This window comes from Mycobacterium sp. (genome assembly GCF_035623875.1).
Classification (GTDB): Bacteria; Actinomycetota; Actinomycetes; order Mycobacteriales; family Mycobacteriaceae; genus Mycobacterium.
This window is the reverse complement of the sequence record NZ_DASPSP010000307.1, coordinates 15698-42487: the sequence shown is the minus strand read 5'-3', so window position 1 is coordinate 42487 and position 26790 is coordinate 15698. Positions and strand designations below refer to the sequence as shown.

The 26790-nt window shown below is 67.0% G+C and carries 23 protein-coding genes and 1 tRNA gene; 5 read left to right on the top strand and 19 right to left on the bottom strand.

Annotated elements, in window-relative coordinates; genetic code table 11:
• Nucleotides 1-77 (bottom strand) — tRNA-Thr (locus VEI45_RS24825).
• Between the two features lie 104 nt (nt 78-181).
• Nucleotides 182-1378, bottom strand: coding sequence for a DNA polymerase III subunit delta' (locus VEI45_RS24820; protein ID WP_324857215.1), 1197 nt, complete (start codon nt 1376-1378; stop codon nt 182-184).
• Nucleotides 1379-1426: 48 nt separating this feature from the next.
• On the opposite strand from VEI45_RS24820, the gene VEI45_RS24815 reads away from it, so the two are divergent.
• Nucleotides 1427-3070, top strand: coding sequence for an adenylate/guanylate cyclase domain-containing protein (locus tag VEI45_RS24815; RefSeq protein WP_324857227.1), 1644 nt, complete (start codon nt 1427-1429; stop codon nt 3068-3070).
• Here VEI45_RS24815 and VEI45_RS24810 read toward each other — a convergent pair.
• From VEI45_RS24810 to cspA, 4 genes are all read right to left on the bottom strand, one after another.
• Nucleotides 3067-3483, bottom strand: coding sequence for a hypothetical protein (locus VEI45_RS24810; RefSeq protein ID WP_324857213.1), 417 nt, complete (start codon nt 3481-3483; stop codon nt 3067-3069). The two genes, VEI45_RS24815 and VEI45_RS24810, sit on opposite strands and share 4 nt — an antisense overlap.
• 154 nt (nt 3484-3637) lie before the next feature.
• Entirely contained in the window at nt 3638-6442 is a 2805-nt protein-coding gene (gene topA / locus VEI45_RS24805) for a type I DNA topoisomerase (RefSeq protein ID WP_324857212.1), read from the bottom strand.
• Nucleotides 6443-6639: 197 nt separating this feature from the next.
• Nucleotides 6640-7218, bottom strand: coding sequence for a hypothetical protein (locus tag VEI45_RS24800; protein WP_324857225.1), 579 nt, complete (start codon nt 7216-7218; stop codon nt 6640-6642).
• A gap of 188 nt (nt 7219-7406) precedes the next feature.
• A complete protein-coding gene (cspA, locus tag VEI45_RS24795; protein ID WP_083088599.1) occupies nt 7407-7610 on the bottom strand; it encodes a cold shock protein CspA in 204 nt (67 codons plus the stop codon).
• Between the two features lie 337 nt (nt 7611-7947).
• On the opposite strand from cspA, the gene VEI45_RS24790 reads away from it, so the two are divergent.
• Together VEI45_RS24790 and VEI45_RS24785 are read left to right on the top strand one after the other, a co-directional pair.
• Nucleotides 7948-10290: a DEAD/DEAH box helicase gene (locus VEI45_RS24790; protein WP_324857208.1), complete on the top strand. Its 2343-nt coding sequence runs from the start codon at nt 7948-7950 to the stop codon at nt 10288-10290.
• Nucleotides 10291-10592: 302 nt separating this feature from the next.
• Nucleotides 10593-11630 carry a PAS domain-containing protein gene (locus tag VEI45_RS24785; RefSeq protein ID WP_324857206.1) on the top strand — a complete coding sequence of 346 codons (1038 nt, stop codon included), beginning with the start codon at nt 10593-10595 and terminating at the stop codon, nt 11628-11630.
• Here the strand turns inward: VEI45_RS24785 and VEI45_RS24780 are convergent.
• Genes VEI45_RS24780 through ssd form a run of 7 tightly spaced genes read right to left on the bottom strand, consistent with a single transcriptional unit; the run spans nt 11627 to nt 16148 of the window.
• Nucleotides 11627-11944 (bottom strand): Rv3654c family TadE-like protein, encoded by a 318-nt coding sequence (locus VEI45_RS24780; protein ID WP_324857204.1) that lies wholly within the window; start codon nt 11942-11944, stop codon nt 11627-11629. The genes VEI45_RS24785 and VEI45_RS24780 overlap by 4 nt on opposite strands.
• Nucleotides 11945-11960: 16 nt before the next feature.
• Nucleotides 11961-12251 (bottom strand): TadE family type IV pilus minor pilin, encoded by a 291-nt coding sequence (locus tag VEI45_RS24775; RefSeq protein WP_324857223.1) that lies wholly within the window; start codon nt 12249-12251, stop codon nt 11961-11963.
• A 35-nt stretch (nt 12252-12286) separates the two neighbouring features.
• Entirely contained in the window at nt 12287-12478 is a 192-nt protein-coding gene (locus VEI45_RS24770) for a DUF4244 domain-containing protein (RefSeq protein ID WP_414687585.1), read from the bottom strand.
• A 37-nt stretch (nt 12479-12515) separates the two neighbouring features.
• Complete coding sequence (locus VEI45_RS24765; RefSeq protein ID WP_324857200.1) at nt 12516-13106, bottom strand: type II secretion system F family protein; 591 nt, start codon at nt 13104-13106, stop codon at nt 12516-12518.
• Nucleotides 13103-13894 carry a type II secretion system F family protein gene (locus tag VEI45_RS24760; RefSeq protein ID WP_324857198.1) on the bottom strand — a complete coding sequence of 264 codons (792 nt, stop codon included), beginning with the start codon at nt 13892-13894 and terminating at the stop codon, nt 13103-13105. The genes VEI45_RS24765 and VEI45_RS24760 overlap by 4 nt, the downstream gene beginning before the upstream one ends.
• On the bottom strand, nt 13891-15054 hold the full coding sequence (locus VEI45_RS24755) for a TadA family conjugal transfer-associated ATPase (RefSeq protein ID WP_324857196.1): 1164 nt from the start codon (nt 15052-15054) through the stop codon (nt 13891-13893). Before VEI45_RS24755 ends, VEI45_RS24760 begins: the two co-directional genes overlap by 4 nt.
• The gene (gene ssd / locus VEI45_RS24750; protein ID WP_324857194.1) at nt 15051-16148 is read right to left on the bottom strand and encodes a septum site-determining protein Ssd; all 1098 of its coding nucleotides are present in this window, start codon (nt 16146-16148) and stop codon (nt 15051-15053) included. Before ssd ends, VEI45_RS24755 begins: the two co-directional genes overlap by 4 nt.
• A 451-nt stretch (nt 16149-16599) precedes the next feature.
• Between ssd and VEI45_RS24745 the strand changes: the two genes are divergently transcribed.
• Nucleotides 16600-17448 (top strand): HAD-IB family hydrolase, encoded by an 849-nt coding sequence (locus VEI45_RS24745; protein WP_324857192.1) that lies wholly within the window; start codon nt 16600-16602, stop codon nt 17446-17448.
• Nucleotides 17449-17903: 455 nt separating this feature from the next.
• Here the strand turns inward: VEI45_RS24745 and VEI45_RS24740 are convergent, their stop codons facing one another.
• Genes VEI45_RS24740 through VEI45_RS24715 form a run of 6 tightly spaced genes read right to left on the bottom strand, consistent with a single transcriptional unit; the run spans nt 17904 to nt 24732 of the window.
• Nucleotides 17904-18656 carry an oxidoreductase gene (locus VEI45_RS24740; RefSeq protein ID WP_324857190.1) on the bottom strand — a complete coding sequence of 251 codons (753 nt, stop codon included), beginning with the start codon at nt 18654-18656 and terminating at the stop codon, nt 17904-17906.
• Complete coding sequence (locus VEI45_RS24735; protein ID WP_324857188.1) at nt 18653-20347, bottom strand: ABC transporter ATP-binding protein; 1695 nt, start codon at nt 20345-20347, stop codon at nt 18653-18655. Before VEI45_RS24735 ends, VEI45_RS24740 begins: the two co-directional genes overlap by 4 nt.
• 49 nt (nt 20348-20396) lie before the next feature.
• The gene (locus VEI45_RS24730; protein WP_324857186.1) at nt 20397-21281 is read right to left on the bottom strand and encodes an ABC transporter permease; all 885 of its coding nucleotides are present in this window, start codon (nt 21279-21281) and stop codon (nt 20397-20399) included.
• A complete protein-coding gene (locus tag VEI45_RS24725; RefSeq protein WP_324857184.1) occupies nt 21274-22200 on the bottom strand; it encodes an ABC transporter permease in 927 nt (308 codons plus the stop codon). Before VEI45_RS24725 ends, VEI45_RS24730 begins: the two co-directional genes overlap by 8 nt.
• A gap of 1 nt (nt 22201) precedes the next feature.
• Nucleotides 22202-23818 carry an ABC transporter substrate-binding protein gene (locus VEI45_RS24720; protein ID WP_324857182.1) on the bottom strand — a complete coding sequence of 539 codons (1617 nt, stop codon included), beginning with the start codon at nt 23816-23818 and terminating at the stop codon, nt 22202-22204.
• A 29-nt stretch (nt 23819-23847) separates the two neighbouring features.
• Nucleotides 23848-24732, bottom strand: a complete 885-nt coding sequence (locus VEI45_RS24715; protein WP_324857180.1) for an LLM class F420-dependent oxidoreductase — start codon at nt 24730-24732, stop codon at nt 23848-23850.
• Between the two features lie 74 nt (nt 24733-24806).
• Here VEI45_RS24715 and acs point away from each other — a divergent pair, with 74 nt between their 5' ends.
• Nucleotides 24807-26780, top strand: coding sequence for an acetate--CoA ligase (acs, locus tag VEI45_RS24710; RefSeq protein ID WP_324857179.1), 1974 nt, complete (start codon nt 24807-24809; stop codon nt 26778-26780).
• Nucleotides 26781-26790 lie beyond the last annotated feature (10 nt).

The window sequence follows — 26790 nt, the reverse complement described above, 5'->3', positions numbered from 1 at the left end:
TGGAGCCGCCTGGGGGAATCGAACCCCCGACCTATTCATTACGAGTGAATCGCTCTGGCCGACTGAGCTAAGGCGGCGGCGCCCGGTGCGGCCGGGCGGCATGAGTCTACGGCAGGGCACGCGAGTGGCCCAACCTCGCCCAGCGACGATCCGCGCAGCTGAGGAGAGCCGGGCAACCCAGCTAGTCGCGCAGCGCCTGCCCGATTGTGGCGACCATGGCGTCGACGGCGAATTTGGGTTTGACGTTGACCGCCAGCGCTTCGCGGCACTCCAGCACAGCTTCGATGCAGCGCAGCAACCGCTCGGGTGGGACGTGCGCGGCCATCGCCGCGACGGGCTCCGCCATGTCGGGGTGGTTGCGCCGCACTCCTGCGGCGTTGGCGGCCACCAGCAGCGCGTCCCGGAAGTAGGTCGCCAGGTCGATCAGCGCGCGGTCCAGGGCATCCCGAGACGCCCGGGTCTGACGCGACTTCTGCCGTCGCTCAAGGTCTTTGATCGCGCCGGTGGCGCCGCGCAAAGCGCCGGCAGTGCCCTTACCGGTGCCTCCCGCACCCAGCGCGGTGCGCAGCTCCTCGGTTTCGGCCTCGTCGCGGCCGGCGGTCAGCACTGCGGCCTCGGCCTCGGCGGACGCCACCAACGCCTCGGCGGCACCGTAGGCCTTCGATCGGGTGGCCGCGTCCCGGGCCAGCCCGAGCGCCTGCAGCCGGCGCTCGCGCGCCTCCGGATCGGTGGCCAACCGCCGCGCCCGACCGACGTGGCCTCCGCTGACCGAAGCCGCCCAGTTCGCGGTCTCGACCGTGAGACCGTCGCCGTCGATCAACACCTGGGCGATCGCCGCCGGCGAGGGAGTCACCAGCGCGATATGCCGGCAGCGGGACCGCAACGTAATCGCGATGTCCTCCGGATCCACCGACGGCGCGCACAGTAGAAACACCGTAGATGGCGGCGGCTCCTCGACAACTTTGAGCAAGGCGTTCGCCGCGCCTTCGGTCAGCCGGTCCGCGTCCTCGATCAGCACGACCTGCCAGCGCCCCGTGCTGGGGCGGCGGGACGCGATCTGGACGATCGCACGCATCTCGTCGACGCCGATGGACAGCCCCTCCGGGATGACCCGACGGACGTCCGCGTGCGTGCCCGCCATCGTCGTCGTGCAGGCACGGCATTCTCCGCAGCCGGGCACGCCCGCCGATGTGCACTGCAATGCGGCCGCAAAGCACAGCGCCGCGACCGAGCGCCCCGAGCCCGGTGGACCGGTGATCAGCCAGGCATGCGTCATCGCGGCGGTGTGAGCCGAATCACCGCGGGCCGCCTTGGCCGCGGCCACCAGGTCGGCTTCGACCGACTCCTGGCCGACCAGCCGTGCGAATACCCGCGACATCACCGGCAACAGTACTGCTCGGCGCTGACCTCCCCACAACGTAGGCGGCTGTACACGGAACGTTCTGGCTACTTTTTCGTCCCAGACGCCCGATACGGTGGGTTGGTGAGCACGGCAGCGGCACTCCCTGGGCGGATCAGCGCATTCGTTCAATGGTTTGTCCGCACACCGTGGCCGGTGTTCACGCTGAGCCAGCTGCAGGCCGACATCATCGGCGCACTGCTGGTGCTGGGCTTCCTGCGCTATGGGCTGCCACCCGAAGACCGCATCGAACTGCAAGAACTGCCGCCCCTCAACCTGGCGATCTTCGCTGGTTCGGCCGTCCTGCTGTTCCTCCTCGGAACCGCGATCAGTGCGCGTTTACTGCTGCCGGTGTTCCGGTGGCAGCGCCGCGACGGACTGCTCACCGACACCGACCCGGCCGCCACCGAGCTGGCCCGCAGCCGCGCACTGCGGACGCCGTTCTACCGCACCGTGATCAACTTGGCGTCCTGGTGCATCGGCGGCACGGTGTTCATCATCGCGAGCTGGCCGGTGGCCAAGCACGCCGCGCCGGTGGTGGCCGTCGCTACCGCCCTGGGTGCCACCGCCACCGCCATCATCGGCTACCTACAGTCCGAGCGGGTGCTGCGACCGGTGGCCGTTGCCGCCCTGCGGGGCGGGCTGCCGGAGAACATCAAAGCATCGGGTGTCATCGGGCGCCAGATGCTGGCCTGGGCGCTGTCCACCGGGGTGCCGCTGCTGGCGATCGTGCTGGCCGTGGTGGGGGACAAGGCTTCGTACCTTCATGGGCCGCCGGAGAAGCTGTTGAACCCGATACTTTTGCTGGCGCTGCTGGCGTTGGGCATCGGGCTGGCCAGCACGCTGATGGTGGCCATGTCGATTGATGGCCCACTGCGTCAGCTGCGCTGGGCGCTCGGCGAGGTACAGCGCGGTAACTACAACGCGCACATGCAGATTTACGACGCCAGCGAGTTGGGGCTGTTGCAGGCCGGCTTCAACGACATGGTGCGCGACCTGTCCGAACGGCAACGGCTGCGCGACCTGTTCGGCCGTTACGTGGGTGAGGACGTTGCCCGCCGCGCGCTCGAGCGCGGCACCGAGTTGGGCGGGCAGGAGCGGGATGTCGCGGTGCTGTTCGTCGATCTGGTCGGCTCGACGCAGCTCGCGGCGACACGACCACCCGCAGAGGTGGTCAACCTGCTCAATGAGTTCTTCCGGGTGGTGGTCGACACCGTCGGCCAGCACGGCGGTTTCGTCAACAAATTCCAGGGCGATGCCGCGCTGGCCATCTTCGGCGCACCGATCGAGCACCCGGACGCGTCCGGCGGCGCGCTGGCAGCGGCCCGCGAGCTGCACGACGAGCTGCTAACGGTGATCGGCTCCGCGGAGTTCGGCATCGGGGTGTCCTCCGGGCGCGCCATCGCCGGTCACATCGGCGCGCAGGCCCGCTTCGAGTACACGGTGATCGGTGACCCGGTCAACGAGGCTGCGCGGCTGACCGAGCTGGCCAAGCTCGAAGACGGCCACGTGCTGGCCTCGGCGGTCGCGGTCAGCGGCGCCCTTGATGCCGAAGCCTTGTGCTGGGACGTCGCCGAGATCGTCGCGCTGCGCGGACGCAATGCCCCCACCCAGCTGGCTCGGCCGCTCAACCTTGCCGCGCCGGAAGAGGTATCCAGCGAAATCGGCTAGCCGGCCGGCGGTGGCGGGCTGGTCGGCGCTGCAGTGAGGTCGCCCGGCGTTGGCGGGGCGATATCCACGAACGTCTTCCCGGGCTGGGTCGCGGCGGCGCCGGCAGGGTCACCACCGAGGTTCAACAGGCCGCTGAGGCCCGGCACGTTTGACGGTTGTTCGCTGTTCGGGGCTCCGGCATCGGACTCGGTGATGTTCTGCACCACCACCGGCGTCTCCAATCCGTACATGACCTGCAACAAATCTTCGACGGACGAGCTGTTCACATCCGGGTTCTCGTCTGTGTTCCCGGAGAGCTGCAGCGCGGGCACCTGGATGTCGCGCAGCGGCGGCGCCGACGGGGCGGCGATGATGACGCTGAGGCCACCGAGTGCAACACCAGCGGTGATGCAGTATCGGATAGCGGACCGCATAACTCTCCCTTATGGTCAGCCGTGACGGTTTCACAGCAGACGTCAGGACTAGTGTACCTGAGAACAGGCTGAGAATCACCAGCCTTTAAGCAACAAGATGAAAAAGAAACCTGAGGAGCTCTGAGCTCGGGCTTTCCGCCGTCACAGGGCGCGATCAGGTCCGCTTGGCAGCTTTCTTCGCCGGCTTCTTGCGCGCGGTCTTTTTGGCCGTCCGCTTCACGGGACCTCGGGCCCGCCGGTCAGCCAGCAGTTCCGCGGCCCGCTGGTCGGTGATCGACAAGACGTCGTCGCCCTTGCGCAGACTGGCGTTGGTCTCGCCGTCGGTGATATACGGGCCGAAGCGGCCGTCCTTGATCACCATCGGTTTGCCCGACGCCGGGTCATTGCCCAGCTCGCGCAGCGGCGGGGCCGCTGCTCCCTGCCGGCCACGACGCTTGGGCTCCGCGTAGAGCTTCAGTGCCTCCTCGAGAGTGATTTCGAATATCTGGTCTTCGGTGGCCAGCGAGCGAGAGTCGTTGCCGCGCTTCAGGTATGGGCCATAGCGCCCGTTTTGCGCGGTAATCTCGTCGCCAGAGTCGGGATCTACACCGACGACCCGTGGCAACGACAGCAGTTTCAGCGCGTCCTCCAGCGTGACGGTCTGCAAATCCATACTGCGCAACAGCGAACCCGTACGCGGCTTGAGCCCGGTGGGTTTCTTGCCTTTCTTGGCTCCGGTGGCGTCTGGCTCCTCCGGTGGCTCCGGCAGGACCTCGGTGACATACGGCCCGTACCGACCGTCTTTGGCGACGATCTCGTGCCCCGTCTGCGGATCCACCCCGAGCGTCCGACCCTCCTGGGGTGTCGCGAAAAGCTGTTCGGCCACTTCCAACGTCAGCTCATCGGGGGTGAGCGTGTCGTTGAGGTTGGCCCGCTGCGGTTTCAGCTCGCCATTATCGCCGAGCATCATCCGTTCCAGGTAGGGCCCGTTCTTGCCCACTCGGACATAGATGGTGCGTCCTTCGGCATCGTCAAAGAGTTTGATGGAGTTGACTTCTCGGGCGTCGATCCCCTCGAGATTGATCCCGACCAGCTTTTTCAGCCCCCCGGAGCGCGCCACCGAGTCGGCCACGCCGTGGTCGCCGCCGAAATAGAAGTTGTTCAGCCAGTTGGTGCGATGCTCGTTGCCCGAGGCTATCTCGTCGAGCTCGTCTTCCATCGCGGCGGTGAATCCGTAGTCGACCAGCCGGCCGAAATGCTGCTCCAGCAACCCGGTGACGGCGAATGCCACCCACGACGGCACGAGCGCGCTGCCCTTCTTGTACACGTAGCCGCGGTCCTGGATGGTTTTGATGATCGACGAATAGGTCGACGGGCGTCCGATGCCGAGCTCTTCGAGTGCCTTGACCAGCGATGCCTCGGTGTAGCGCGCCGGCGGGTTGGTGACGTGCCCGTCGGGGGTGAGCTCGGTGGCGTCCAACCGCTGCCCCTCGGCGAGGTGCGGCAGCCGCCGCTCCGCGTCGTCGGCTTCGCCGCCGGCCAGTTCGTCCACGGTCTCCACGTAGGCCTTGAGGAAACCCGCGAAGGTGATCGTGCGCCCGCTGGCAGAGAACACCACCTGCTGGCTTCCGGATTGACCGGCGATCCGCAGGCTCAGCGTCGTGCCGCGGGCGTCGGCCATCTGCGAGGCCACGGTGCGTTGCCAGATCAGCTCGTAGAGCCGGAAGTCGTCGCCGCCGAGTTCACGACGCACTGCGTCCGGAGTGGCGAACGTGTCACCGGCCGGCCGGATCGCTTCGTGCGCTTCCTGGGCGTTTTTCACCTTGCGGGTGTACTGGCGCGGCGAGGGATAGACATATTCCTCGCCGTAAAGCTGGCGGGCCTGGGTGCGGGCGGCGTTGATCGCCGACTCCGACAGCGTGGTCGAGTCGGTCCGCATATAAGTGATGTAGCCGTTTTCGTAGAGGCGCTGCGCGATGCTCATAGTGCGCTCGGAAGAGAACCGCAGCTTGCGGCCGGCCTCCTGCTGCAGCGTCGAGGTCATGAACGGCGCGTAAGGACGCCGGGTGTAGGGCTTTTCCTCCACCGAGGCCACGTTCAGCTGCGCGCCGCGCAGACCCGCGGCCAGGTCATTGGCGTGCGACTCGTCGAGCACTATGACTTCTTTCGAGACCTCGCTGCCTTTGCGCAGCTGGCCCAGCGAGTCGAAGTCCCGTCCAGTCGCCACCCGCAAGCCGTCGACGTTGGTGAGTCGCGCAGTGAAGGTGGGCGGCTGGGCTTCCGGGTCGGACACGGTGGCGTCCAGCTCGGCGACCACGTCCCAGTACGCGGCACTGCGGAACGCCATGCGATCGCGCTCGCGCTGCACGATGATGCGGGTGGCCACCGACTGGACCCGGCCCGCTGACAGCTTGGGCGCCACCTTCTTCCACAGCACCGGGCTGACCTCGTAGCCGTACAGCCGGTCCAGGATGCGGCGGGTTTCCTGCGCGTCGACCAGGTCAATGTCCAGGTCACGGGGATGTTCGGCGGCCGCGCGGATCGCCGGTTCGGTGATCTCGTGGAAGACCATCCGCTTGACCGGGATGTTGGGCTTCAGCGTTTCCAGCAGATGCCAGGCGATGGCTTCGCCCTCGCGGTCACCGTCGGTGGCCAGATAGAGCTCGTCGACGTCTTTGAGCAGGCCCCTGAGCTCAGTGACCGTGCTCTTCTTGTCCGGGCTGATGATGTAGAGCGGCTCGAAGTCCGCGTCGACGTTCACCCCGAGCCGGGCCCACGGCTGCGACTTGTACTTCGCGGGCACGTCGGCCGCCGCCCGGGGCAGGTCGCGGATGTGTCCGCGGGAGGACTCGACGATGTAGTTCGCACCCAGGTAGCCGGCTAATTTGCGCGCCTTCGTCGGCGACTCGACGATCACGAGTCGCCGGGTGGTTCCATTGCCTCGCCCATTGACAGGGCCAGCCCAGTCGGCGTCAGCCACCTGCGTTTACGCTCACTTTCCACTTCGTCCCGAGCCGTCTTGGCCCCTGGCCAGACCCGCTGACGCAGGTCCAGCGACCAGCCGACTCCTGAAATTCAGGTTCTGCGGTGCCCCTTTGCCCGCGGACACCTGACAATGTGGCACCCGGGATGGGTCGACGCAAACCGACCCCCCGTTGACAGCCCGTCCAATCGCCGCTAAGTGTGCGGCCAGTAGGGCAACGCCGCTACCGTGTCGGGCGGTTCCCCGACACTTTCTACCAGGCGCGATAGCCTGCGCCGGCCGCTGATCCGCAGTGCCGGCCGAGCCCCGCGAGTGCCGATCAGGGTCGGCGCGATCCCGACCCGCATCAGCGCCGACGCCAGCGGCGAATGGGTGTCCGGCGCGTGCGGATCCAGTCCGAGTAGATAACGGTCAGCCTCCGGGGTGCCGGCCGCCAGTATCCAGGCCCGCAGCTCGCGCGGCCCGGGCAACCACAGCGGCGGGACGGTCTTCACCGCGCCGCGCGTCCAGTCATCGGCAATGGGACGCAGCCTGACGTCGACCGCGGTCCGTACCAGCGGAGTGTTCTCGTCGGTACGGGTGATTTCGGCCACCAATCCGGCCTCCCCGATCATCTCGGCCAGCGCCTCGGCCCGCCACAGCTGGTCAACGACCACCGACAGCCTGGCCGCATCGCCGACCGTCACAATCTGGCCCGCGGCCGCCAGCACCCCGGTGAGGTCGCTCACCGCAGGCGGCACCGACTCCGCCGAGAAGAAGGACAGTTGGCTCACGTCACCGACAGTAAGCGTCCCGATGACGATGCGCGCCGCGGCGCTGCGGCGGTTCGCCGCCTTACTCACCCATTCCGGGCTGTGGTCGCCGGCCGCGTGCTGCACGCAGCGGCTGGCGACAACAGCGAGAACCCCCCGACCGAACCCGGTAAATCGGGACGGTGCGGGGGGTTGTCGTTAGAGGCTGCTCAGATGGAGCGGACGCCAGTGGCCTGGGGGCCCTTGGGGCTTTGGCCGACCTCGAATTCCACCCTCTGGTTCTCCTCAAGGGTGCGGAAGCCCGTTCCCTGGATCTCCGTGTAGTGGACAAACACGTCGGCCGAACCGTCCTCGGGGGCGATGAAGCCGAATCCCTTCTCCGCGTTGAACCACTTCACAGTTCCCTGTGGCATTTCTTGATCTTTCCTTTACTACTCGGGTGCGGTGCACCGCCTTTCGGTGCCCCGGGCCCGTTCCGACCGCTATACCTTGCCGAGTCGCCGGAACTTCACCCGACCTACGCCCTCGCAGGAACCGCGGCCGCAACGTCGATCCTGCGAAAGTTTTACACGAACACAGAAGCTGCGACCGCAAACAGTCAACCATGTTCATCGCTTCTGCGACAGCCTCAGGTGATCAATTCAGCGACCACGAGGTAAACAATTCAGGTGTGACGCCGAAATCCCTGGCCGCAGGGTCCCCGCCGGTTGAGGTATTCCGTATTTACCTCACGTCAAAAGGGGGGGATACGTGGTGACATTCGGCAGCGAACTGCTCGCCGCCGCCGTCGCCGGCAGCGAACCCGGAGAACATCCACTACGTCATGTCGCCGAGCTACCGCCAAGGGACGGCCGTCGGCGCCCGTGGCCGGCATGGGCCGAGCCGGACGTCGTGCGCACGTTCACCGATCGCGGCATCAGCTCACCGTGGGCACATCAGGTAGACGCGGCGGACCTAGCCCATGCCGGCCGTCACGTCGTTATCAGCACCGGCACGGCGTCGGGGAAATCGCTGGCCTACCAGCTTCCGATCCTCAACGCGCTGGCGACCGATCCGCGGGCCCGGGCGCTGTACCTGTCGCCGACGAAAGCGCTTGGCCACGACCAGTTGCGGGCCGCGCATGCGCTGACCGCGGCGGTACCCCGGCTGGGTGACGTCGCGCCCACGGCCTACGACGGCGACAGTCCGGCCGAATTGCGCCGCTTCGCCCGGGAGCGCTCCCGCTGGCTGTTCTCCAACCCCGATATGGTCCACCTCGCGCTACTGCGCAACCATGCCCGGTGGGCGCTATTTCTGCGCGGCCTTCGCTATCTGGTTGTCGACGAATGCCATTACTACCGCGGTGTTTTCGGCTCAAACGTGGCGATGGTTCTGCGTCGGTTGCTGCGGTTGTGCGCGCGCTACTCGGCCCACCCGGCTGCCACGCCGACGGTGATCTTCGCCAGCGCGACGACCGCGGCGCCCGGGGCAACTGCCGGCGAGCTCATCGGCCAACCGGTCGAAGAGATCACCGAGGACACCTCGCCGCAGGGCGCCCGCACGGTGGCGTTGTGGGAGCCGGCCCTGCGCACAGACCTCGTCGGCGAAAACGGCGCTCCAGTGCGACGGTCCGCCGGCAGCGAGGCAGCACGAGTGATGGCCGACCTGATCGCCGAGGGGGCGCGCACCCTGACGTTTGTCCGGTCGCGTCGGGGTGCCGAATTGACCGCGGTGGCAAGCCGTGCGCGACTTGAGGACATCGCCCCTGACCTGACCGAGACGGTGGCGTCTTATCGGGCAGGTTATCTGCCCGAGGACCGCCGCGCGCTGGAACGCGCGCTGGTCGACGGGCAGTTGCGAGGTCTCGCCACCACCAACGCCTTGGAGCTGGGTATCGATATCGCCGGGCTCGACGCGGTGGTGTTGGCCGGCTTTCCCGGGACGGTGACGTCGTTTTGGCAGCAGGCCGGCCGATCTGGGCGACGTGGTCAGGGCGCGCTGGTCGTGCTGGTCGCCCGTGACGATCCGCTGGACACCTATTTGGTGCATCACCCCGCCGCACTGCTGGCTAAGCCGATCGAGCGGGTGGTGATCGATCCGGCCAACCCGTACATTCTCGGCCCGCAATTGTTATGTGCTGCAACGGAATTGCCCCTAGAAGATGCGGAAGTGCGGACATTGGGCGCCGAGGAGGTCACCGCGGGGCTGGTCGACGATGGGCTGCTACGACGCCGTTCCGGCAGGTACTACCCGGCGCCGGGGGTGGATCCGCATCCGGCGGTGGACATTCGGGGGTCGACGGGCGGCCAGATCGTCATCGTGGAAGGCGAGACCGGCCGGTTGCTTGGCACCGCCGGCGTCGGTCAGGCCGCCGCTTCGGTGCACCCCGGGGCGGTGTACCTGCACCAGGGTGAGAGTTACGTCGTCGATTCGCTGGACTTCGAAGAGGGTTTGGCCTTCGTGCACAGCGAGGACCCTGGATACGCGACGTTCGCGAGGGAACTCACCGACATCGCGGTCACAGGAGCCGGTGAACGCCGGGTTTTCGGATCGGTCACGCTGGGCCTGGTACCCGTCAGCGTCACCAGCCAAGTCGTCGGCTATTTGCGCCGTCGACTGACCGGAGAGGTCATCGACTTCATCGAGCTGGAAATGCCGGCGCACACCCTGGCCACTACTGCGGTGATGTGCACCATCACGCCAGAGGCCCTGGGCTGCAACGGGATCGAGGCGCAGCAGATCCCCGGATCGTTACACGCCGCCGAGCACGCGGCAATCGGACTGCTACCGCTGGTGGCCAGCTGCGACCGCGGTGACATCGGCGGCTTGTCCACCGCGGTGGGCCCCGAGCCCGATGGGCTGCCCAGTGTCTTCGTCTACGACGGTTATCCGGGCGGGGCGGGCTTCGCCGAGCAGGGTTTTCGCCGGGCGAGCACCTGGCTGGGTGCGACTGCGGCTGCGATCGAGGCCTGCGAATGCCCGTCTGGATGCCCGTCGTGCGTGCAGTCACCGAAATGCGGCAGCGGTAACGAACCACTGGATAAGGCCGGGGCTGTGCGCGTATTGCGTTTGGTGCTCACAGCGCTGGATCACGAGGGCGAGACATACCGGTGACGACCGACCCCTCGACGGTCGACGTCCACGTGTCTGTGCCGTGGCAGCCGCCATGAAAACGCATTTCCTCGCTGCTGAGGAAACGCGCACATGCCGAAATGACCAAGCAGTGCAGCGAACGGTCGGACAGAACGCAATCCGTTCGCAAGCCCAGTGGGCAGCAAACTACCCGGCCGCGATGACCTGTGCAAGTCACAGCCTGATGTATCAACGTCACCCTTAGGTTGACTGTGGTCAATGTCCGCCGAGTTCGACACCGAGGCAACGAGCTATCCGTTGCCTGACCGGTAAAATGCCGAGGTATGGCCCGCGAGTGGCTCCTGGTAGAAACGCTGGGCGACGAACCAGCCGTAGTAGCGTTCGGCCGTCAATTGAAGAATCTCGTTCCCGTTGCCAGGTTTCTGCGGCGCAATCCGCATCTCGCTGCCATCCAGACCGCAATCGCAGAGTCGTTGCAGAGCAACCAGAGCCTGGTCAGCATCACACCCAAAAGTCGCCGAGTGATCCGCACCGAGCCGGTCTTGATGTCCGACGGCCGCATGCATGGCGTGCACATCTGGAGCGGGCCGGCCGAGGCTGAACCGCCGGAGCGGCCGATCCCCGGCCCGCTGAAATGGGACATGACGCTCGGGGTGGCCACCGATACGCCGGAGTCACTGGTCAACACCGGCAGGAACCTCGAGGTCGAGGACCCGCAGGCGCGCGCGTTCGCGGACCGCTGGTCGTCGGGTGATCTCAAGCCCAACGAAGGCAAGGCGCTCGCGGCCGCGGTGAAGTCGCAACCTGGGCACACCTTGTGCGACACCTGGGACAGCACCGATTGGCAGGGCAATCCCATCCGGGTGAGCTTCGTCGCTCGCAATGGACTCGAGCAGGGGCCGGACGGCCGCGACCACTTGATCGCACGGGGGATGAATTGGCGTGCCGAACCATCCAACCCGGCGCAGCCGACCGACCGGCTCGCGCAGCGGATCCTGCACGGATTGGCGCAGCCGGGTGTGCACCGGGCGTTGTTCGATCCCAGCAACTGGACCGTGTTGAAATGGCTCGACGAGCCGTGCCCTTTCTATGACTGGCGACGTGTCGCGGCGGATGCCCCGCGGATGCATCCCAGCGACGAGGCGAGGATGGCAGCGATGACCGCGGAATTCGCCGACGGGGCCACCAGCGGGGTGCTGCGCATGCCAGGTCACGACGGCGGCTGGGTTCCGGTGCACGTGACCGTCAATCGGTTGGAAGTCGAGCAGGAGACGTTCGCCGGATTGGTCTGCTTGCGCTTGCCCACGGCGACCGAACTTGCCGACGCGGGCCTGTCCGATTCCGACCCACGGGGCGACTAGACCTTGTCGGCCGGGCCAGCGCGGGCGCCGGCCCGCGCGCTGCCCCATCCCCCGATAGCAAGGCGCACCTCAGTCGTGACGACGACATCCAGATCGTCCACAATGCAGCTGGCGGTGCTTACCCGCATCTCGCGGGCCACCGCGGTCGCCAGCGCGCACGCTGTCTCGGGTCCCGCTACCAGCCGCGCCGCGGCCGCCAGCGCGGCCAGATCGGCCGCCGCCTGGGCCCGGTGGCGCGCGACCACCGCAGCGCCCAGATACACGCCGCCGACGGTGATGGACAGCAGTGCGGCGACCATCGCAGCGGCGACCACGGTCGCTGCTCCCCGGTCATTGCGACGGCTCGATCGCCGAGACGCCGGTGGCCGTAATGCCCAGTGTGGGTAGCAGATTCGACCGGGCAGTGACCGTCGCGACGACGAACTCGCCGTCGCGGCGCAGCTGCACCAGGGCGCCACCAGGCGCGATACCGCGGGCGGTGGTGACCGCCGAACGCTCGTCACCACGTGCGGCCAGCCGGGCCGCCTCGCGGGCAGCGTCGATGCAACGGACCTGCATCGACACCGCTGTGATCCCGGCCAGGCACAGCACCAGCACCGCGACCAGCGTGGCGACGCCCAGCGCCGCCTCGACAGTGCTCGCGCCGACATCGTCGACTAAGCCTTGGTATTGAGCGCGCGGGCGATAACGTTGGTCAATGCCGAGACGATGGAGTCGCCGGTGACGACCGTGTAGAGAATCGCAGCGAACGCAGCCGCCGCGATCGTCCCGATCGCGTATTCGACCGTCGACATCCCGGCCTCGTCTACCGCCAACAGGATCGCACGCGCTCGTAGCACACGAAACATGTTGTTTAATCTCACTTTCCCTCCTCCGTACCTGCCGTCACAGCAAGCCTGACTGCAGTAGGTCACCGGCCAGTCCGGCCACCACCGGAACGATGCCCAGGCAAACGAATGCGGGTAGGAAGCACAGTCCGAGTGGACCGGCGATCAGCACTCCGGCTCGCTCGGCAGTCGCCGCGGCCGCGTGCGCGGCGTCCTGGCGGCACTGCGTGGCAAGCGCGGCCATCGCTTCGGCGAGCGCCACGCCCGAAGCCGACGACCGGCGCACCAGCCGCAGCAACGCATCGGTCTGCGGATCGAGCGAGCCGGGCGGCAGATCCGGCGGTGCCGACCATGCGACGCCCGGGTCGGCTCCCAGCGCCAGCAGGTCGGCGGCGCGACGCAGCACTCGGGCCAGCAGCGGCGGCGCCGACGGCGCAGTCGCCGCCGCCGCGGTCGACACCGCCATGCCCGCCGCCAGGCAGACCGCCAGTACATCGAGGCTCGACGCGACGGCCAGCGGATCCGGGCCACGCACCGGTCGCCTCGGTGCGGCAGGCGCGCGGCCCGCCACCGCGGCCCGCGCTCGCACCCTCGACGGCCGGACACCACTCAACAGAGCGGCGGCCAGCAGCAGCGCAGAGGTGCTCATGATGCCGCCCGATCGGTGATGCGGTCCGACCAGAGCAGCCCGCTGCAGATCAGCATCAGCCCTACCACCAGCAGCCACCCGCCGACGTGCCCGGCCAGCAGGAACGCCATCGGGTCCGCCCCGATGAGTTGGCCGAGCACTACCGACAGCACCGGCAAGCCAGCCAGGATCGCCGCGGTGGCACGGGCGCCAGCCATTGCCGACATCACCTGTCCTGAGAATCGTTGCCGCTCAACGATATCGCGTTGAGCCGCGCGCATCAGGGTGGACATCGCGAGGCCGTGTTCGGATGCCAGCTGCCAGCACACCGCGAGCCGATCCCATTGCGCCGGCAGCGCTGAGCTCTCTGCGACGCTTCGCAATCCTGCGGTGACGTCAGCACCCAACCGGGCCCGCGCCGCCACCGCGCGACATGAAGCGGCGACCGGCCCGGTGGTTTCGTCCGCCGCGACGGCGAAGGCCCGTGCCGGGTGGGCACCGACCCGCAGTTCACCCACCAACACATCGATTGCGGTTTCCAGTTCCCGGCTCTCACTGATCCCCAGCCGGCGACGGCGGCGGCGGCGGTAGCGCAGGCTCGCTGTTCCGGCGAATACCGCGGCAGCCAGAACCGTTGTCAGCGGCAGCAATACAGCACCGGCGGCTCCGGCGCCGACGGCCAACCATGCGGCGGCCCCCGCCGGCAACCGGCTGCGGCCGCGGTCGGGGCGAGCAAGTCGTCGACGCGGCGATGATGGCGATACGAGCAAGGATGCCGACAACGCCAGCGCCGCCACCGATGTGGTCATCTAGGCACCCGGCTCTGCAACAGCCGACGCAAGCCGGCGACCTCGTCGGTGAGTCCGCGGTCGGCGTGCCACACGGTGACCGCGCCGACCCTTCCGTCGGTTTGACGTAGGACGGCGATTTCGCTGAGTCGTCGCCGCCCGGCGCGATCGCGGGCAACGTGCAGTAGCACCTGAACCGCCGCGGCCAGTTGACTATGCAGCGCACCGCGATCCAGGCCGCCCAGAGAGCCCAACGCCTCCAAGCGAGCCGGGACCTCGCCTGGATTGTTGGCATGCACTGTGCCCGCACCACCGTCGTGCCCGGTGTTCAGGGCCGCGAGCAGATCGACCACTTCGGCGCCCCGGACCTCGCCGACGACAATGCGGTCCGGCCGCATCCGCAGCGCCTGCCGGACGAGTTGGCGCACCGTGACTTCGCCGACGCCTTCGACGTTGGCACATCGAGCGACCAACCTGACCAGATGCGGATGCGGCGGCGCCAACTCGGCAGCGTCCTCGACGCACACGATCCGCTCGTCCGGCGCCACTGCGTTCAGCATCGCCGACAGCAGCGTCGTCTTGCCCGCGCCGGTGCCGCCGGACACCAGAAACGCCAACCTGGCAGCGATGATGTCAGCGAGCAGTGCGGCGGCCGTCGGCGCGATGGCGCCGGCCGCGATCAGCGCGGACAAATCTTGAGTGGCCGGCCTCAGCACCCGCAACGACAGGCAGGTGCCGCCGACGGCGATCGGCATAAGCACGGCATGCAGCCGGACCGCGAAGCCTCCGGCACCCACGCCGGTCAGCTGACCGTCCACCCACGGTTGCGCGTCGTCGAGACGACGACCGGCCGCCAGCGCCAGCCGTTGTGCCAAGCGCCGCACAGCAGCTTCGTCGGCGAACTGAACATCAGTGCGCCGCAGGCCGTTTCCGTCGTCGACCCACACCGCATCCGGTGCGCTGACCAGCACGTCAGTGGTACCGTCCGCGCACAACAATGGCTCGAGGATCCCGGCGCCGGTCAGCTCGGTCTGCAGCACCCGAAGGTTGCTCAGCAGCTCAGTGTCGCCGAGCACCCCGCCGGATTCGGCCCGGATCGCGTCGGCGACGACCATGGGGCGCAACGGGGCGGGTTCCGTCGCCAGTCGCTCACGCACCCGGTCGATCAGCGAACCGCTCATGCCGCCCTACCCTCCGCATGGGCTGTCGGGTGTGCAGGCAGTACAGCCAGAACCCGGCGGGCCGCCACCGCCAGCGCGCAGCGCCGCCCGAACCGCAAACCGCCGTGTTCGAGTTGCTCGGCCAGCCGCGGGTGCGGCTTCATCGACGCCAGCAGCGGTAGGCCGGCGATCTCAGCCACCTCCTCCGCGCGCAGGCCGCCCGGCGACGGTCCACGCACGACCAGCCCGACATTGGGATTGATGCCGGTAAGTATCGCGGCGATGGTCGCCGTGGCCGCACACCCCCGCACATCGCACGGGCTGACCACGACAACGAGATCGGCTGTATCCAAAGCAGTTTGAGCAGCGTCGGTCAACCTACGCGGAAGGTCGCACACCACGGTCGCCCCGCCGCGGCGGCCGGCATCGACAACGGCGTCCACGGCCAAGGCGTCCAATTCGTATCCGCGCCGAGTGCCCGAGAGCATGCAGATCCCGCGGTGTCGGGGCAGCGCCTCACGCACCGCCGGCCAGTTCACCCGTCCGCCCTGCAACGCCAGGTCGGGCCAGCGCACGCCGGGAGCGGTTTCGCCGCCGACCAGCAGGTCGATGCCACCACCCCAGGGATCCAGATCGACCAGCAACGGATCGGTGGCGACCCGTGCCAGTGCGGCGGCGAACAGTGACGCACCCGCACCGCCACGCCCGCCGATAACCGCGACTACAGCGCCCAAGGCGCCGCCGTCACGTACGGATTCGCCGGCATCGGCGAGTTCGCGGACCAGATCCTGCTCTTGCGCGGGCAGTGTGAGCACAAGCCGGGCGCCCACCTCGATGGCGGCGGCCCACGTCGCCGACGCCGGTTCGCTGCCCGTCGCCACGATCACGTGTGCGCGGCGCGGCAGTCGAGCGCGTGCGCATTCTTCCGCCGCGGCCTCGTCGAGCACTACCGCCGCGGCCGCCGACCACGTTTTCCTGCTGATCGCTGATCTGCTGCCATGGACGACCCGCACGCCGACGGCGGCCGCGACCCGGTCGACCTCATCGCGCAGTGCGGGTTCGGCCAAGGCGGCCAGGATTCCGCGCGCGCCGCGAGTGCCGGTGGGGGTGGTCATTGGCCTACCGTGCCCGGGGACAACCGTGCGCCGCCAGTCCCGAACGAGGATCTGTGGACAGCGCTTGATCTGTGCACAACTCGGCCGATTGCGCTAGCACCGAAGCTGGAAGATCAGGTCGCCATTTGCTGGTCGATATAGCCGATGAGCGAGCGCCGCCGGAGTGAATTCACCCCACAAAAGGGACGACCCCCGCCAGGGGGGGAGGAGGCGAGGGTCGTCGTGTATCAGCCCCGGGGGGTCGGGCTGATGCACCCTCGGCTAAGCCGAGTAATGCTTACTATACACACGACAGCATTGCGCAGCGCAAGTGCTGTTTTGAGTTGTGCACGTGGCATTAACCTGCGTTCAGCCAGGACAGCCTGGTCGTCGCGAGCAACTGAATGCCTGCTGACCGGGCGTTTTGTGGACCACCTCGCGAATTGCCGCGTCGTCCACCTATGCTGGGGCGGTGACCGTCTCGGACTCGGCCGCTGACCAGCAAACATCACCAACAAGCACCGGTCCCACCCCCCGCACCGCCGCTTTCTTCGATCTTGATAAGACCATCATCGCCAAGTCCAGCACCCTGGCGTTCAGCAAACCTTTCTTCGATCAGGGATTAATTAACCGGCGCACCGTGCTCAAGTCCAGCTACGCCCAGTTTCTGTTCCTGCTATCCGGCGCCGACCACGATCAGATGGACCGGATGCGCATCCACCTGACCAACATGTGCACCGGCTGGGATGTCGAGCAGGTCAAGTCGATCGTCAGCGAAACACTGCACGACATCGTCACGCCGCTGGTATTCGCCGAGGCCGCGGAACTGATCGCCAGCCACAAGCTGTGCGGCCGCGACGTCGTGGTGGTGTCGGCCTCCGGCGAGGAGCTGGTGGCACCGATCGCGCGTGCGCTCGGTGCCACCCATGCGATGGCGACCCGGATGGTCGTCGAGGACGGCAGGTACACCGGGGAGATCGGGTTCTACTGCTACGGCGAAGGCAAGGTACAGGCGATCCGCGAGTTGGCGGCGCGCGAGGGCTACCCGCTCGAGCACTGCTACGCCTACTCCGACTCGATCACCGACATGCCGATGCTCGAAGTCGTCGGCCACCCGAGTGTGGTCAACCCCGACCGCGCCCTGCGCAAAGAAGCGATCGCCCACGGCTGGCCGGTGCTGGCGTTCTCACGGCCGGTATCGCTGCGCGACCGTATCCCGGCGCCGTCGGGAGCCGCGGTCGCCACGACCGCTGCGGTAGGTGTCAGCGCGCTGGCCGCCGGGGCGCTGACCTACTCGCTGCTGCGCCGGTTCTCGCTGTAGCGTCGTCGCCGCTTCAGCAAACTTCTCCGGGTCACCGGCCGATATCAGTTCAGCGTTTTCACCGCATTTGAAGACATTTGACTCTTGATGTGACCAGGGTCACGTAGTACAAAGGAGTCACGGAAGTCCAGTGCAGCCAAGATCGATCCGGAAGAGAAGGCTCGATCTCCCGAACTGGGCAACCCAGCACGGTTCCCGGCACCCACGCGGAGTCACAGCCGCGAAAATGGCAGAAGTGTTGCGGGCCTGCGAAATTGCGAAGAGCGGATGGCATCGACGGTCCTTTGGGTGGGGTTGCAGCCGGAAGCGTCGCAAGATCGCCGAGGCCACCCACGCAGCCCACAGTTGCACGCTTGGTAACCGAGGTCCGTGCTAGCGGGCGGCGAGCCGAAATCCTTCGGATCGTCGCCCGCTTTGTCCGTCTGAAGTGCGTACCGCGACGCGGTGCCGGCAACCTACTCAGCAAGCGAATCGGCAATCGACAACGCCTCCTGCGCGCCGGCCCGCATGGCCCGGCAACACAGCACCAACCACGCGGCGATGCCGTTGGGCGTCCCGGCCGCAAAACCGCGCGCAGCGTCGCGGTAGTCGGCGGCGCGACGCATCCAGCTGACCTCCGGTACACCGAGCCCATGCGGGTCAAGCCCGGTGGCGATGGTGACCAGCCGCGACACCGCCCGCGCCACCACACCGTCAGCGGTGCCGAACGGCGCCAGGGTCAGCAGTTCGCCGTGGGCGACCGCGGCGATCACCGGGGCCGGCGCCTGGCTAACTCCAGTGACGATCTTCGCCAGCAACTCGAGACGAGACCCGACATCGGCGTCGGGACGCGGCCGGCCCAACCGGCTCTCGTCGACCCGGTCGGCGGCGGCGAGCATATGCAACCGCGCCAGCGCCTGCAGCGGCGCCCGCTGCCACACGCCGACCAGAGTTGTCTCGCCGCCTTCCAGCGCTTGCGCGACGCGCAGCGCGCCGGCGAATATCGGGTCGCCGGCCGTCGAGGCGTCCAACTGCTCATCCAGCTTCAGTCCGCCCTCGAGCACCGCCGACGCCCTCGCCGCCCGCAGCGCCGCCTCGGCCGCCGTCACCGGCCAGCGCCGCAGGTTGGCACGATGGCGATGCGCTCTACCGAGCGCCTCGCGGGCCTGGTCGCTGGCGGCGGCGACACCGGGCAGCGCCATCAGCGGAGCCAACGGGTCAGAAGTCACGAGCTGTCACGATAAGGCCTGGTTTGTCGCGGCGACCCGGTGCGCCCGGCTTCGCCGGGCTTGCGATCGCCGCCTGGAATCGCCGCCAGCAGTTGCCGGGTGTAGTCGTGCCGCGGCTGGGTGAACACCTCGTCGGTGGGCGCGTGCTCAACCACCCGGCCCGCTTTCATCACCAGCACCTCATCCGCGATCTGCCGGATGACGGCCAAGTCGTGACTGATGAACAGATAGCTCAACCCCAGCGCGTCCTTGAGCCCGGCAAGCAGTTCGAGTATTTGCGCCTGCACCAGGACATCAAGCGCGGAGACCGCCTCGTCGCAGACCACCACCTCGGGCCGCAACGCCAGCGCTCGCGCGATAGCGACCCGTTGACGCTGCCCGCCGGACAACTCGCGGGGACGCCTGTCCAACACTGACGACGGGAGCGCCACCTGCTCCGCCAACTCTCGCACCGCCGCACGCCGTTCGCGGCGGTTGCCGACGCGATGAATGCGCAGCGGTTCCTCGATGGCCCGGAACACCGAGTACATCGGATCCAAACTGCTGTAGGGGTTTTGGAAGACCGGCTGCACTCGCCGGCGAAAGGCCAGGGACTCTCGCCGGCTCATCACGGCAACGTCGCGCTCGGCGAACCTCACCGTCCCGGAGGTCGGCGCAAGCAGGCCCAGCACCATGCGCGCCAGGGTGGATTTTCCCGATCCGGATTCACCGACAATTGCCAGTGTGGTCGCTTTACGCAGACGGAACGACACGTCATCGACGGCGCGGAATTCCGTTTTCCGCCAGGGTGTTCCGTGGGTTGACCGGTAGGTCTTGGTGAGCTTGGCGACGATGAGGAGATCGTCGGCGTCGGATTTTTCGGCGAGAGCTGCGTTGCCGCGCCGCGGTCGAGGCGTCGTCCCGCCGGCCGGGCTCACCGACGGTGCGGCGGCGACCAGTTGCCGAGTGTAGGAATACTGCGGGTCAGTCAAGATCGATTGCGATGCGCCGGTTTCGACGACGCGGCCGCGGTGCATGACGACCAGTTGCTCGGCGCGCTCGCCTGCCAGCGCGAGATCGTGGGTGATCAGCAGCACCGCGGTGCCGATTTCCGCGGCCAGATGCTGCAGATGGTCGAGCACCTGCCGTTGCACGGTGACGTCCAGTGCGGACGTCGGCTCGTCGGCGATCAGCAGGCGCGGGCGGCCAGCCAAACCAATCGCAATCAGCGCGCGCTGACACATCCCACCGGACAGCTGGTGCGGATACCGTCGGGCCTGAGTCGGCGGGTCCGGCATGCCGGCTTGGTCGAGTAGTCGTAGTGATCGTTGCTTCGTGTCACTGACGTTGTTGGCGCGCAACGCCTCCCGAATCTGGAAGCCGACCTTCCATACGGGATTGAGGTTGGTCGTCGGGTCCTGCGGTACATAGCCGATGCCGGTCCCCCTGATCGAGCGGAGCCGACGTTGATCGGCCGAAGCGATGTCGATACCGTCGAACACAATGCGGCCGGCGGTGATTCGTCCGCCCGGTGCCAGCAGGCCGAGAATCGCGGCGGCGGTTGTCGACTTTCCGGAGCCTGATTCACCGACAATCGCGACGGTCTGCCCGCTGCGCACGGTCAGCTCGACGTTACTGACGGCGGGAGCGTCGTCGCCGAACCTGACCTCCAGGCCGGTGACGCTCAGCAGCGCCTGCTCGGCGGTGTTCATGTGCGCCGCTCCTCTCCCCCGTTGCGCTCTGCATCGTCGTCGGCGCGGGTCATGTGCGCCACGCCCGCGAGGTGGAATCCAGGACGTCGCGCAACACGTCGCCCATCATCAAAAACGCCAGCACCGTAAGCGCAAGGGCCCCAGCCGGATAGAAGAGGATCGGCGAGCCCGCCCGCAGTCGGGTCTGTGCCACGTTGATGTCGCCGCCCCATGACACCACCGATGGCGGCAGCCCTACACCGAGGTAGGACAGCGTCGCCTCGGTCACGATGAACATCCCCAACGAGATGGCGGCGACGGCGATCACGGGGCCAAGAGCATTGGGCACGACATGGCGTATCAGAATCCCGAACCTGCTCAACCCCAGCGCCTGCGCGGCCATAACGTAATCGCTGCCGCGCACCGCGAGCACCGCCCCGCGTGCGATCCTGGCCACTTGCGGCCAACCGAACAGCGCCAGAATCGCGACCACCGTCCCCACAGTGCGGTGATGCATGACCTGCATCAGCACAATAGCGGCCAACAACAACGGGATTCCGAAGAAGACATCGGCGACGCGGGAGACCACCACGTCGATCCAGCCGCCGTAGAAGCCGGCTAACGCTCCCAGCGCCCCGCCGACAATGAAAACCACCAGGGTGGCGCCCACCCCGACAGTGATCGAGGCACGGGCGCCGTAGACGGTGCGGGCGTAGATGTCGTGGCCCTGCAAGTCGGTACCGAACCAATGCGCGGCCGACGGTGCAAGCAGGCTCTGATATGGGTCGGCGTAGCCGGGATCGGCCGAGGTGAACAACGCCGGAAACAATGCCACGACGACGAAGACAAGAATCAGCGCCGCGGCGACGACGAATTTTGGACGTCGCCGCAAACCCCGCCAGGTGTCACGCCAAAACCCTGCGCCGCCAACCGCTTCGGTGTCTCGGTCAGCCATAGCGGATCCTTGGATCCAACGCCGCATACAGCAAATCCACCACCAGATTGGTGACCAGATAGATCACCACCAGCACCGTCACGATGGACACCACCGTGGGCGCCTCCTGACGGGTGACCGCCTGATAGAGCACGCCACCGACACCGTGGATGTTAAAGATCCCCTCAGTGACGATCGCCCCGCCCATCAGCGCCCCGAGGTCGGCACCGAGGAAAGTCACTACCGGGATCAGTGAGTTGCGCAGGATGTGGACCGTGACCACCCTGGGCCGCGACAAGCCCGTGGCCGTCGCGGTGCGCACATAGTCGGCGTGCGCATTGGCGGCCACCGCAGAGCGGGTCAACCGCACCACGTAGGCCAGTGACACCGATCCCAACACCACGCCGGGCAGCAGTAGCCGCGCGAACGTCGGCTGATCTCCGACGGTGACCGCGGCGACGCCGAGCCGCACCCCGAAGACGAACTGCGCCAGGAAACCCAACACGAAGATCGGCACCGCGATGACGATCAGACTGGTGATCAGCACCGAGGCGTCGAAGATCCCGCCTTGCCGCAGCCCGGCAATGACCCCGAAGCCGATCCCAAGCACAGACTCCACTGCCAAGGCAATCAACGCAAGCCGGATTGTCACCGGAAATGCTTGGACCAGAACGACGCTCACCGGCAGCCCAGAGTAGGCGCGGCCAAGATCGCCGTGCACGATCCCAGCTAGATAATGCAGGTACTGCAACACGAACGGGTCGTTCAGGTGGTACTGGGCGCGCAGTTGCGCGGCCACCGCGGGACTCAGCGGACGGTCGCCGCCCAAGGCGGCAATAGGATCGCCGGGCAGCAAAAAGACCATGCCGTAGATCAGCAGGGTGGCGCCGAGAAAAACCGGGACCATGATCGCGACACGGCGAGCGATATACCAGCCCATCTCACGCCTTGACGATGTGCTCGTAGTCGGGCAAACCATTCCATGTCAGCGTGAGGTGAGTGACCGCCGGTGATCTCCCGGCCACGCTGATCGTGTACCACAACGGCACGACGGGCATGTCCCGCAACAGGATTCGCTGTGCAGCGTTGGCAAGGGCAAACGACTGCCGCAAGCCGGGCGCGGCTTCCGCAGCGGCGATCGCGGCGTCGAATTGTGGGTTGGAATAGCCGACGTCATCGGCGCCAGCCCCGGTGACGAACAGCGGCTCCAAGAACTCCAGCATCGACGGGAAGTCACCCTGCCAACCGGCGCGGAAAGCGGTGGCGATGCGCCGCGTGGTGACCTGGGTACGAAACGTAGCGAAGGTCGGCTGCGGCGCACCGACCGCGTCGATACCCAAGATGTTCTTGATGCTGTTGGCCACCGCGTCCACCCACTCCTGGTGCCCGCCGTCGGCGTTGTAGGCGATCGCATATCGGCCCGACCATTTCGCGATGGCATCGGCCTGCGACCACAGCCGCCGCGCCCGATCCGGATCGAAGTTGAGCGCGTCGTTGCCCTCGATGTGCGGGTCGAAACCGGGCAGCGAACTCGCGGTGAAATCACGCGCGGGTGCCCGCGCTCCGGCGTAGATCTGGCGACAGATCTGTGCCCGGTTGATGGCCGCCGAGAGCGCCAGCCGGCGCAACCTGCCTTCCTCGCCGCCGAAGTGAGGTAGCCGCAGCGGGGTGTCGAGGGTCTGGTTCACTGCGGCCGGTGCACCGACGTAACGATCGCCCAGGTCTCTGCGGTAGACCGACAGCAAGCTGGACGGAATGGTGTCCAGCACGTCGAGATTGCTGGACAGCAAGTCGGCATAGGCGGTTTCGAGGTTGGCGTAGAAGACGAAACGTAGACCCTTGTTCTGCGGTATCCGGATGCCGTGGTAGCCGGGATTGGGCACCAAATCCAGCTTGACGTTATGTTGCCAGGCCGCACCGCCGGGCACGTCGGCGAACTTGTAAGGGCCGTTGCCGATCGGGTGCTGACCGAAAGTTGTCATATCCTTTAGCGCGGCAGTCGGCAGTGGATAAAACGGCGAAAACCCAAGCCGCAGTTTGAAATCGATGGTCGGCGCCTTGAGCTGCACGGTGAACTGGTGGTCGTCGACGACGCGCAATCCGGACATTGTGGTTGCCGACGGTTTCGGCGCAGCCACCTCGTCGAAACCGGCGATCGGGTTGAAGAAGCTCTGCTGTAGTTGCGCGTTGGCGGCCAGCGCGCCGTAGTTCCAGGCGTCGACGAAGGAATGCGAGGTCACCGGCGTGCCGTCGCTGAACGTCCACCCGGGTTTGAGGGTGATCCGGTAGTTGACGTCATCGCTGGTCTCGACGGACTGGGCAACCTCCAGGTCCGGCCTGCCCTTGGCGTCATAGGACATCAGGCCTGCGAACAGCCGGTCGATGATGCGGCCTCCGTTGCTGTCATTGGTATTGGTCGGAATCAGCGGATTCTGCGGCTCTCCTGCGTTGACGATCACCACGTCCGTGCGGACATTGCCGACCCCGCAGCCGGCCAGCGATGCGGCGGCGAGCAATGCGAAACCGATCACCGCCGCGGCGGCTCGCATCCGACGCATGTGCCCGACCCTAGAGCCTCGGCCTTCGGTCAGAGTTCAGGGTCTGGCGAGCCCGCGGCTAGCTGTGCAGCCAGCCCGGCAACCCAGTCTGGTATCGCGGGGACGTTGTCGGGTGGCGAGTCGACGATTACCAGTTCGTTGATTCCCACTTCACTTAGCGCAGGGACGTCGGTATGTCGCAGCTGTTGAAGCGCGACGGCCAGTTGCAGGTCGCTCGGATCACGTCCGGCGTCAGCGCACAGTCTTCGAATGAGCGCGACCCGCTCGGCGACGGCGGCAACATCGCGCAGGTTGAAGCCGTACCAGCCGTCTCCCCACTTCACCACCCGTCGCAGAGCCGCGTCGCTATTGCCGCCCAGCACTATCGGGATGCGGCGGTCGCGCACAGGTTTGGGATTGAGACGCACGCGTTCGAAGTGGACGAATTCGCCCGCGAATGAGGCGACGTCGTCGCTCCACAGTGTCCGCATCGCAGCGACGTACTCGGCGGTCCGTCCGTCGCGGCGTTCAAAGGGAACGCCGAGCGTATCGAATTCCTCCCGAGACCAGCCGATGCCGACACCCAAGGTGAACCGGCCGCCGCTGAGCCGGTCGAGTGTGGCGACCTGTTTGGCGACCACTACTGGGTTGTGTTCCGGAAGCAGCAGCACACCAGTCGCCAGACCAATCGTCGTGGTCGCAGCGGCCGCGAAACTCAGACCGATCAGCGGATCAATCCAGTCAGTGGCTGCGGGAACCGCGATCCTGCCGTCGGCGGAATACGGGTACCGGGATGCGGGGTGGTCCACCATCACCACATGCTCGCCGCTCCACAATGTGGCGAATCCATGCTGCTCTGCGGCGGCAGCGACCGCGTCGATCACCGCGCGCTGTGCGCCCGCCCCGATACCCAGCGCATGTAACCCCAGCCGCACCAGCGGATCGTCTCACAGCGCGATGCCGACCTGAACTGTCGAGCGAAGAACACTTGCTGACTACGCTCTCAGGCGTGACCGAAACGCATGCCCAGGCGACGACGTACCCACCGTCAGAACATTTCACCGCTCAAGCCAACGCCGGCGACGAGTTGTACCGCGAGGCCGCGCAAGACCGGTTGGAGTTCTGGGCCAGGCAGGCCAATCGGCTGTCCTGGTCCAAGCCATTCGACCAGGTGCTGGACTGGTCGAATGCCCCGTTCGCCAAGTGGTTCACCGGCGGAACCCTCAACGTCGCCTACAACTGCGTGGACCGCCATGTGGAAGCCGGCAACGGCGATCGAGTCGCGATCCATTGGGAAGGCGAGCGGGTCGGTGAGGGCCGCACCCTGACCTACAGCGACCTGCAGACCGAGGTGCGCAAGGCCGCCAATGCGCTCAGCGGCCTGGGTTTGGTCGCCGGCGACCGCGTCGCCATCTATATGCCGATGATCCCGGAAGCCGTCATCGCGATGTTGGCGTGCGCGCGGCTCGGCCTCATGCACAGCGTGGTGTTCGCGGGCTTCACCGCCACGGCGCTGCGCGCCCGAATCGCCGACGCCCAAGCCAAACTACTGATCACCGCGGACGGACAGTTCCGGCGGGGAAAGCCGGCGCCGCTCAAGGCGGCGGCCGACGAAGCGGTCCGGTCTGATGCAGAAGACGGGGCCAGCGCAAGCCCGGTCGAACACGTCCTGGTGGTCCGCCGCACCGGGATCGACGTCCCGTGGACCCACGGGCGTGACGTGTGGTGGCACGAGGTCGTCAACCCGGCGTCGTCAGAGCACAGCGCCGAGGCTTTTGACGCCGAACACCCATTGTTCCTGCTGTACACCTCGGGCACCACCGGCAAGCCCAAGGGCATCGTGCACACCAGCGGCGGCTACCTCACCCAGGCGTCCTACACCCACCACAACATCTTCGATATCAAGCCGGAGACCGATGTGTTCTGGTGCACCGCCGATATCGGCTGGGTCACCGGGCACACCTACGGTGTCTACGGCCCGTTGTCCAACGGTGTGACGGAGATTCTCTACGAAGGCACGCCGGACACGCCTAGCCAGCACCGGCATTTCCAGATCATCGAAAAATACGGCGCGACAATCTATTACACTGCCCCGACGATGATCCGGACGTTCATGAAGTGGGGCCGCGAGATCCCGGATGCCCACGACCTGTCCAGCCTGCGGCTGCTGGGCACGGTCGGCGAGCCAATCAACCCGGAGGCGTGGCGGTGGTATCGCAACGTCATCGGCACGAACAGCACTCCGGTGGTGGACACCTGGTGGCAGACCGAGACCGGCGCCGCGATGATCTCGCCGCTCCCCGGTGTCGCTGCAACCAAACCGGGATCGGCGATGGCGCCACTGCCCGGTATCTCGGCAAAGATCGTCGACGACGACGGCAATCAACTGGATCCTTGTCCCGACCGCGGAGAGCACGTCACCGGATACCTTGTGGTGGACAAGCCGTGGCCGTCCATGCTGCGCGGCATCTGGGGTGATCCCGATCGCTTCCGCGAGGCGTACTGGTCGAAGTTCGCCGAGCGGGGCTGGTATTTCACCGGCGACAGCGCCCGCTACGACCCCGACGGCGCTATCTGGCTGGAGGGTCGCATCGACGACGTGATGAACGTATCCGGCCATCGCATCTCCACCGCCGAAGTGGAATCGGCGCTGGTCGGACATTCCGGTGTCGCCGAAGCCGCGGTGGTGGGGGCGACCGACGACACCACCGGTCAGGCGATCTGCGCGTTCGTTGTCCTGCAAGCCGATCACGCCGAGACCACGGGCGCGGAGATCATCGACGAGCTAAGCGCCGAAGTGGCCCGGGTCATCTCGCCGATTGCCCGGCCCCGCGAACTGCACGTGGTGCCCGAGTTGCCGAAGACCCGCAGCGGCAAAATCATGCGACGCCTGCTGCGCGACGTCGCCGAGAATCGAGAGCTCGGCGATACTTCGACGCTGCTCGATCCCAGCGTGTTCGACGCGATCCGCGAGGCCCAGTAGACCGCCAGTC

What these genes read in the sequence shown, in the direction of transcription:
- VEI45_RS24735 (WP_324857188.1), bottom strand. Translation starts at nt 20,347, where the DNA reads ATGAACACCGCCGAGCAGGCGCTGCTGAGCGTCACCGGCCTGGAGGTC.
- ssd (WP_324857194.1), bottom strand. Translation starts at nt 16,148, where the DNA reads ATGACCACCCCCACCGGCACTCGCGGCGCGCGCGGAATCCTGGCCGCC.
- VEI45_RS24720 (WP_324857182.1), bottom strand. Translation starts at nt 23,818, where the DNA reads ATGCGTCGGATGCGAGCCGCCGCGGCGGTGATCGGTTTCGCATTGCTC.
- VEI45_RS24755 (WP_324857196.1), bottom strand. Translation starts at nt 15,054, where the DNA reads ATGAGCGGTTCGCTGATCGACCGGGTGCGTGAGCGACTGGCGACGGAA.
- VEI45_RS24765 (WP_324857200.1), bottom strand. Translation starts at nt 13,106, where the DNA reads ATGAGCACCTCTGCGCTGCTGCTGGCCGCCGCTCTGTTGAGTGGTGTC.
- VEI45_RS24785 (WP_324857206.1), top strand. Translation starts at nt 10,593, where the DNA reads ATGGCCCGCGAGTGGCTCCTGGTAGAAACGCTGGGCGACGAACCAGCC.
- VEI45_RS24730 (WP_324857186.1), bottom strand. Translation starts at nt 21,281, where the DNA reads ATGGCTGACCGAGACACCGAAGCGGTTGGCGGCGCAGGGTTTTGGCGT.
- cspA (WP_083088599.1), bottom strand. Translation starts at nt 7,610, where the DNA reads ATGCCACAGGGAACTGTGAAGTGGTTCAACGCGGAGAAGGGATTCGGC.
- VEI45_RS24725 (WP_324857184.1), bottom strand. Translation starts at nt 22,200, where the DNA reads ATGGGCTGGTATATCGCTCGCCGTGTCGCGATCATGGTCCCGGTTTTT.
- VEI45_RS24760 (WP_324857198.1), bottom strand. Translation starts at nt 13,894, where the DNA reads ATGACCACATCGGTGGCGGCGCTGGCGTTGTCGGCATCCTTGCTCGTA.
- VEI45_RS24810 (WP_324857213.1), bottom strand. Translation starts at nt 3,483, where the DNA reads ATGCGGTCCGCTATCCGATACTGCATCACCGCTGGTGTTGCACTCGGT.
- VEI45_RS24770 (WP_414687585.1), bottom strand. Translation starts at nt 12,478, where the DNA reads ATGTTTCGTGTGCTACGAGCGCGTGCGATCCTGTTGGCGGTAGACGAG.
- VEI45_RS24820 (WP_324857215.1), bottom strand. Translation starts at nt 1,378, where the DNA reads ATGTCGCGGGTATTCGCACGGCTGGTCGGCCAGGAGTCGGTCGAAGCC.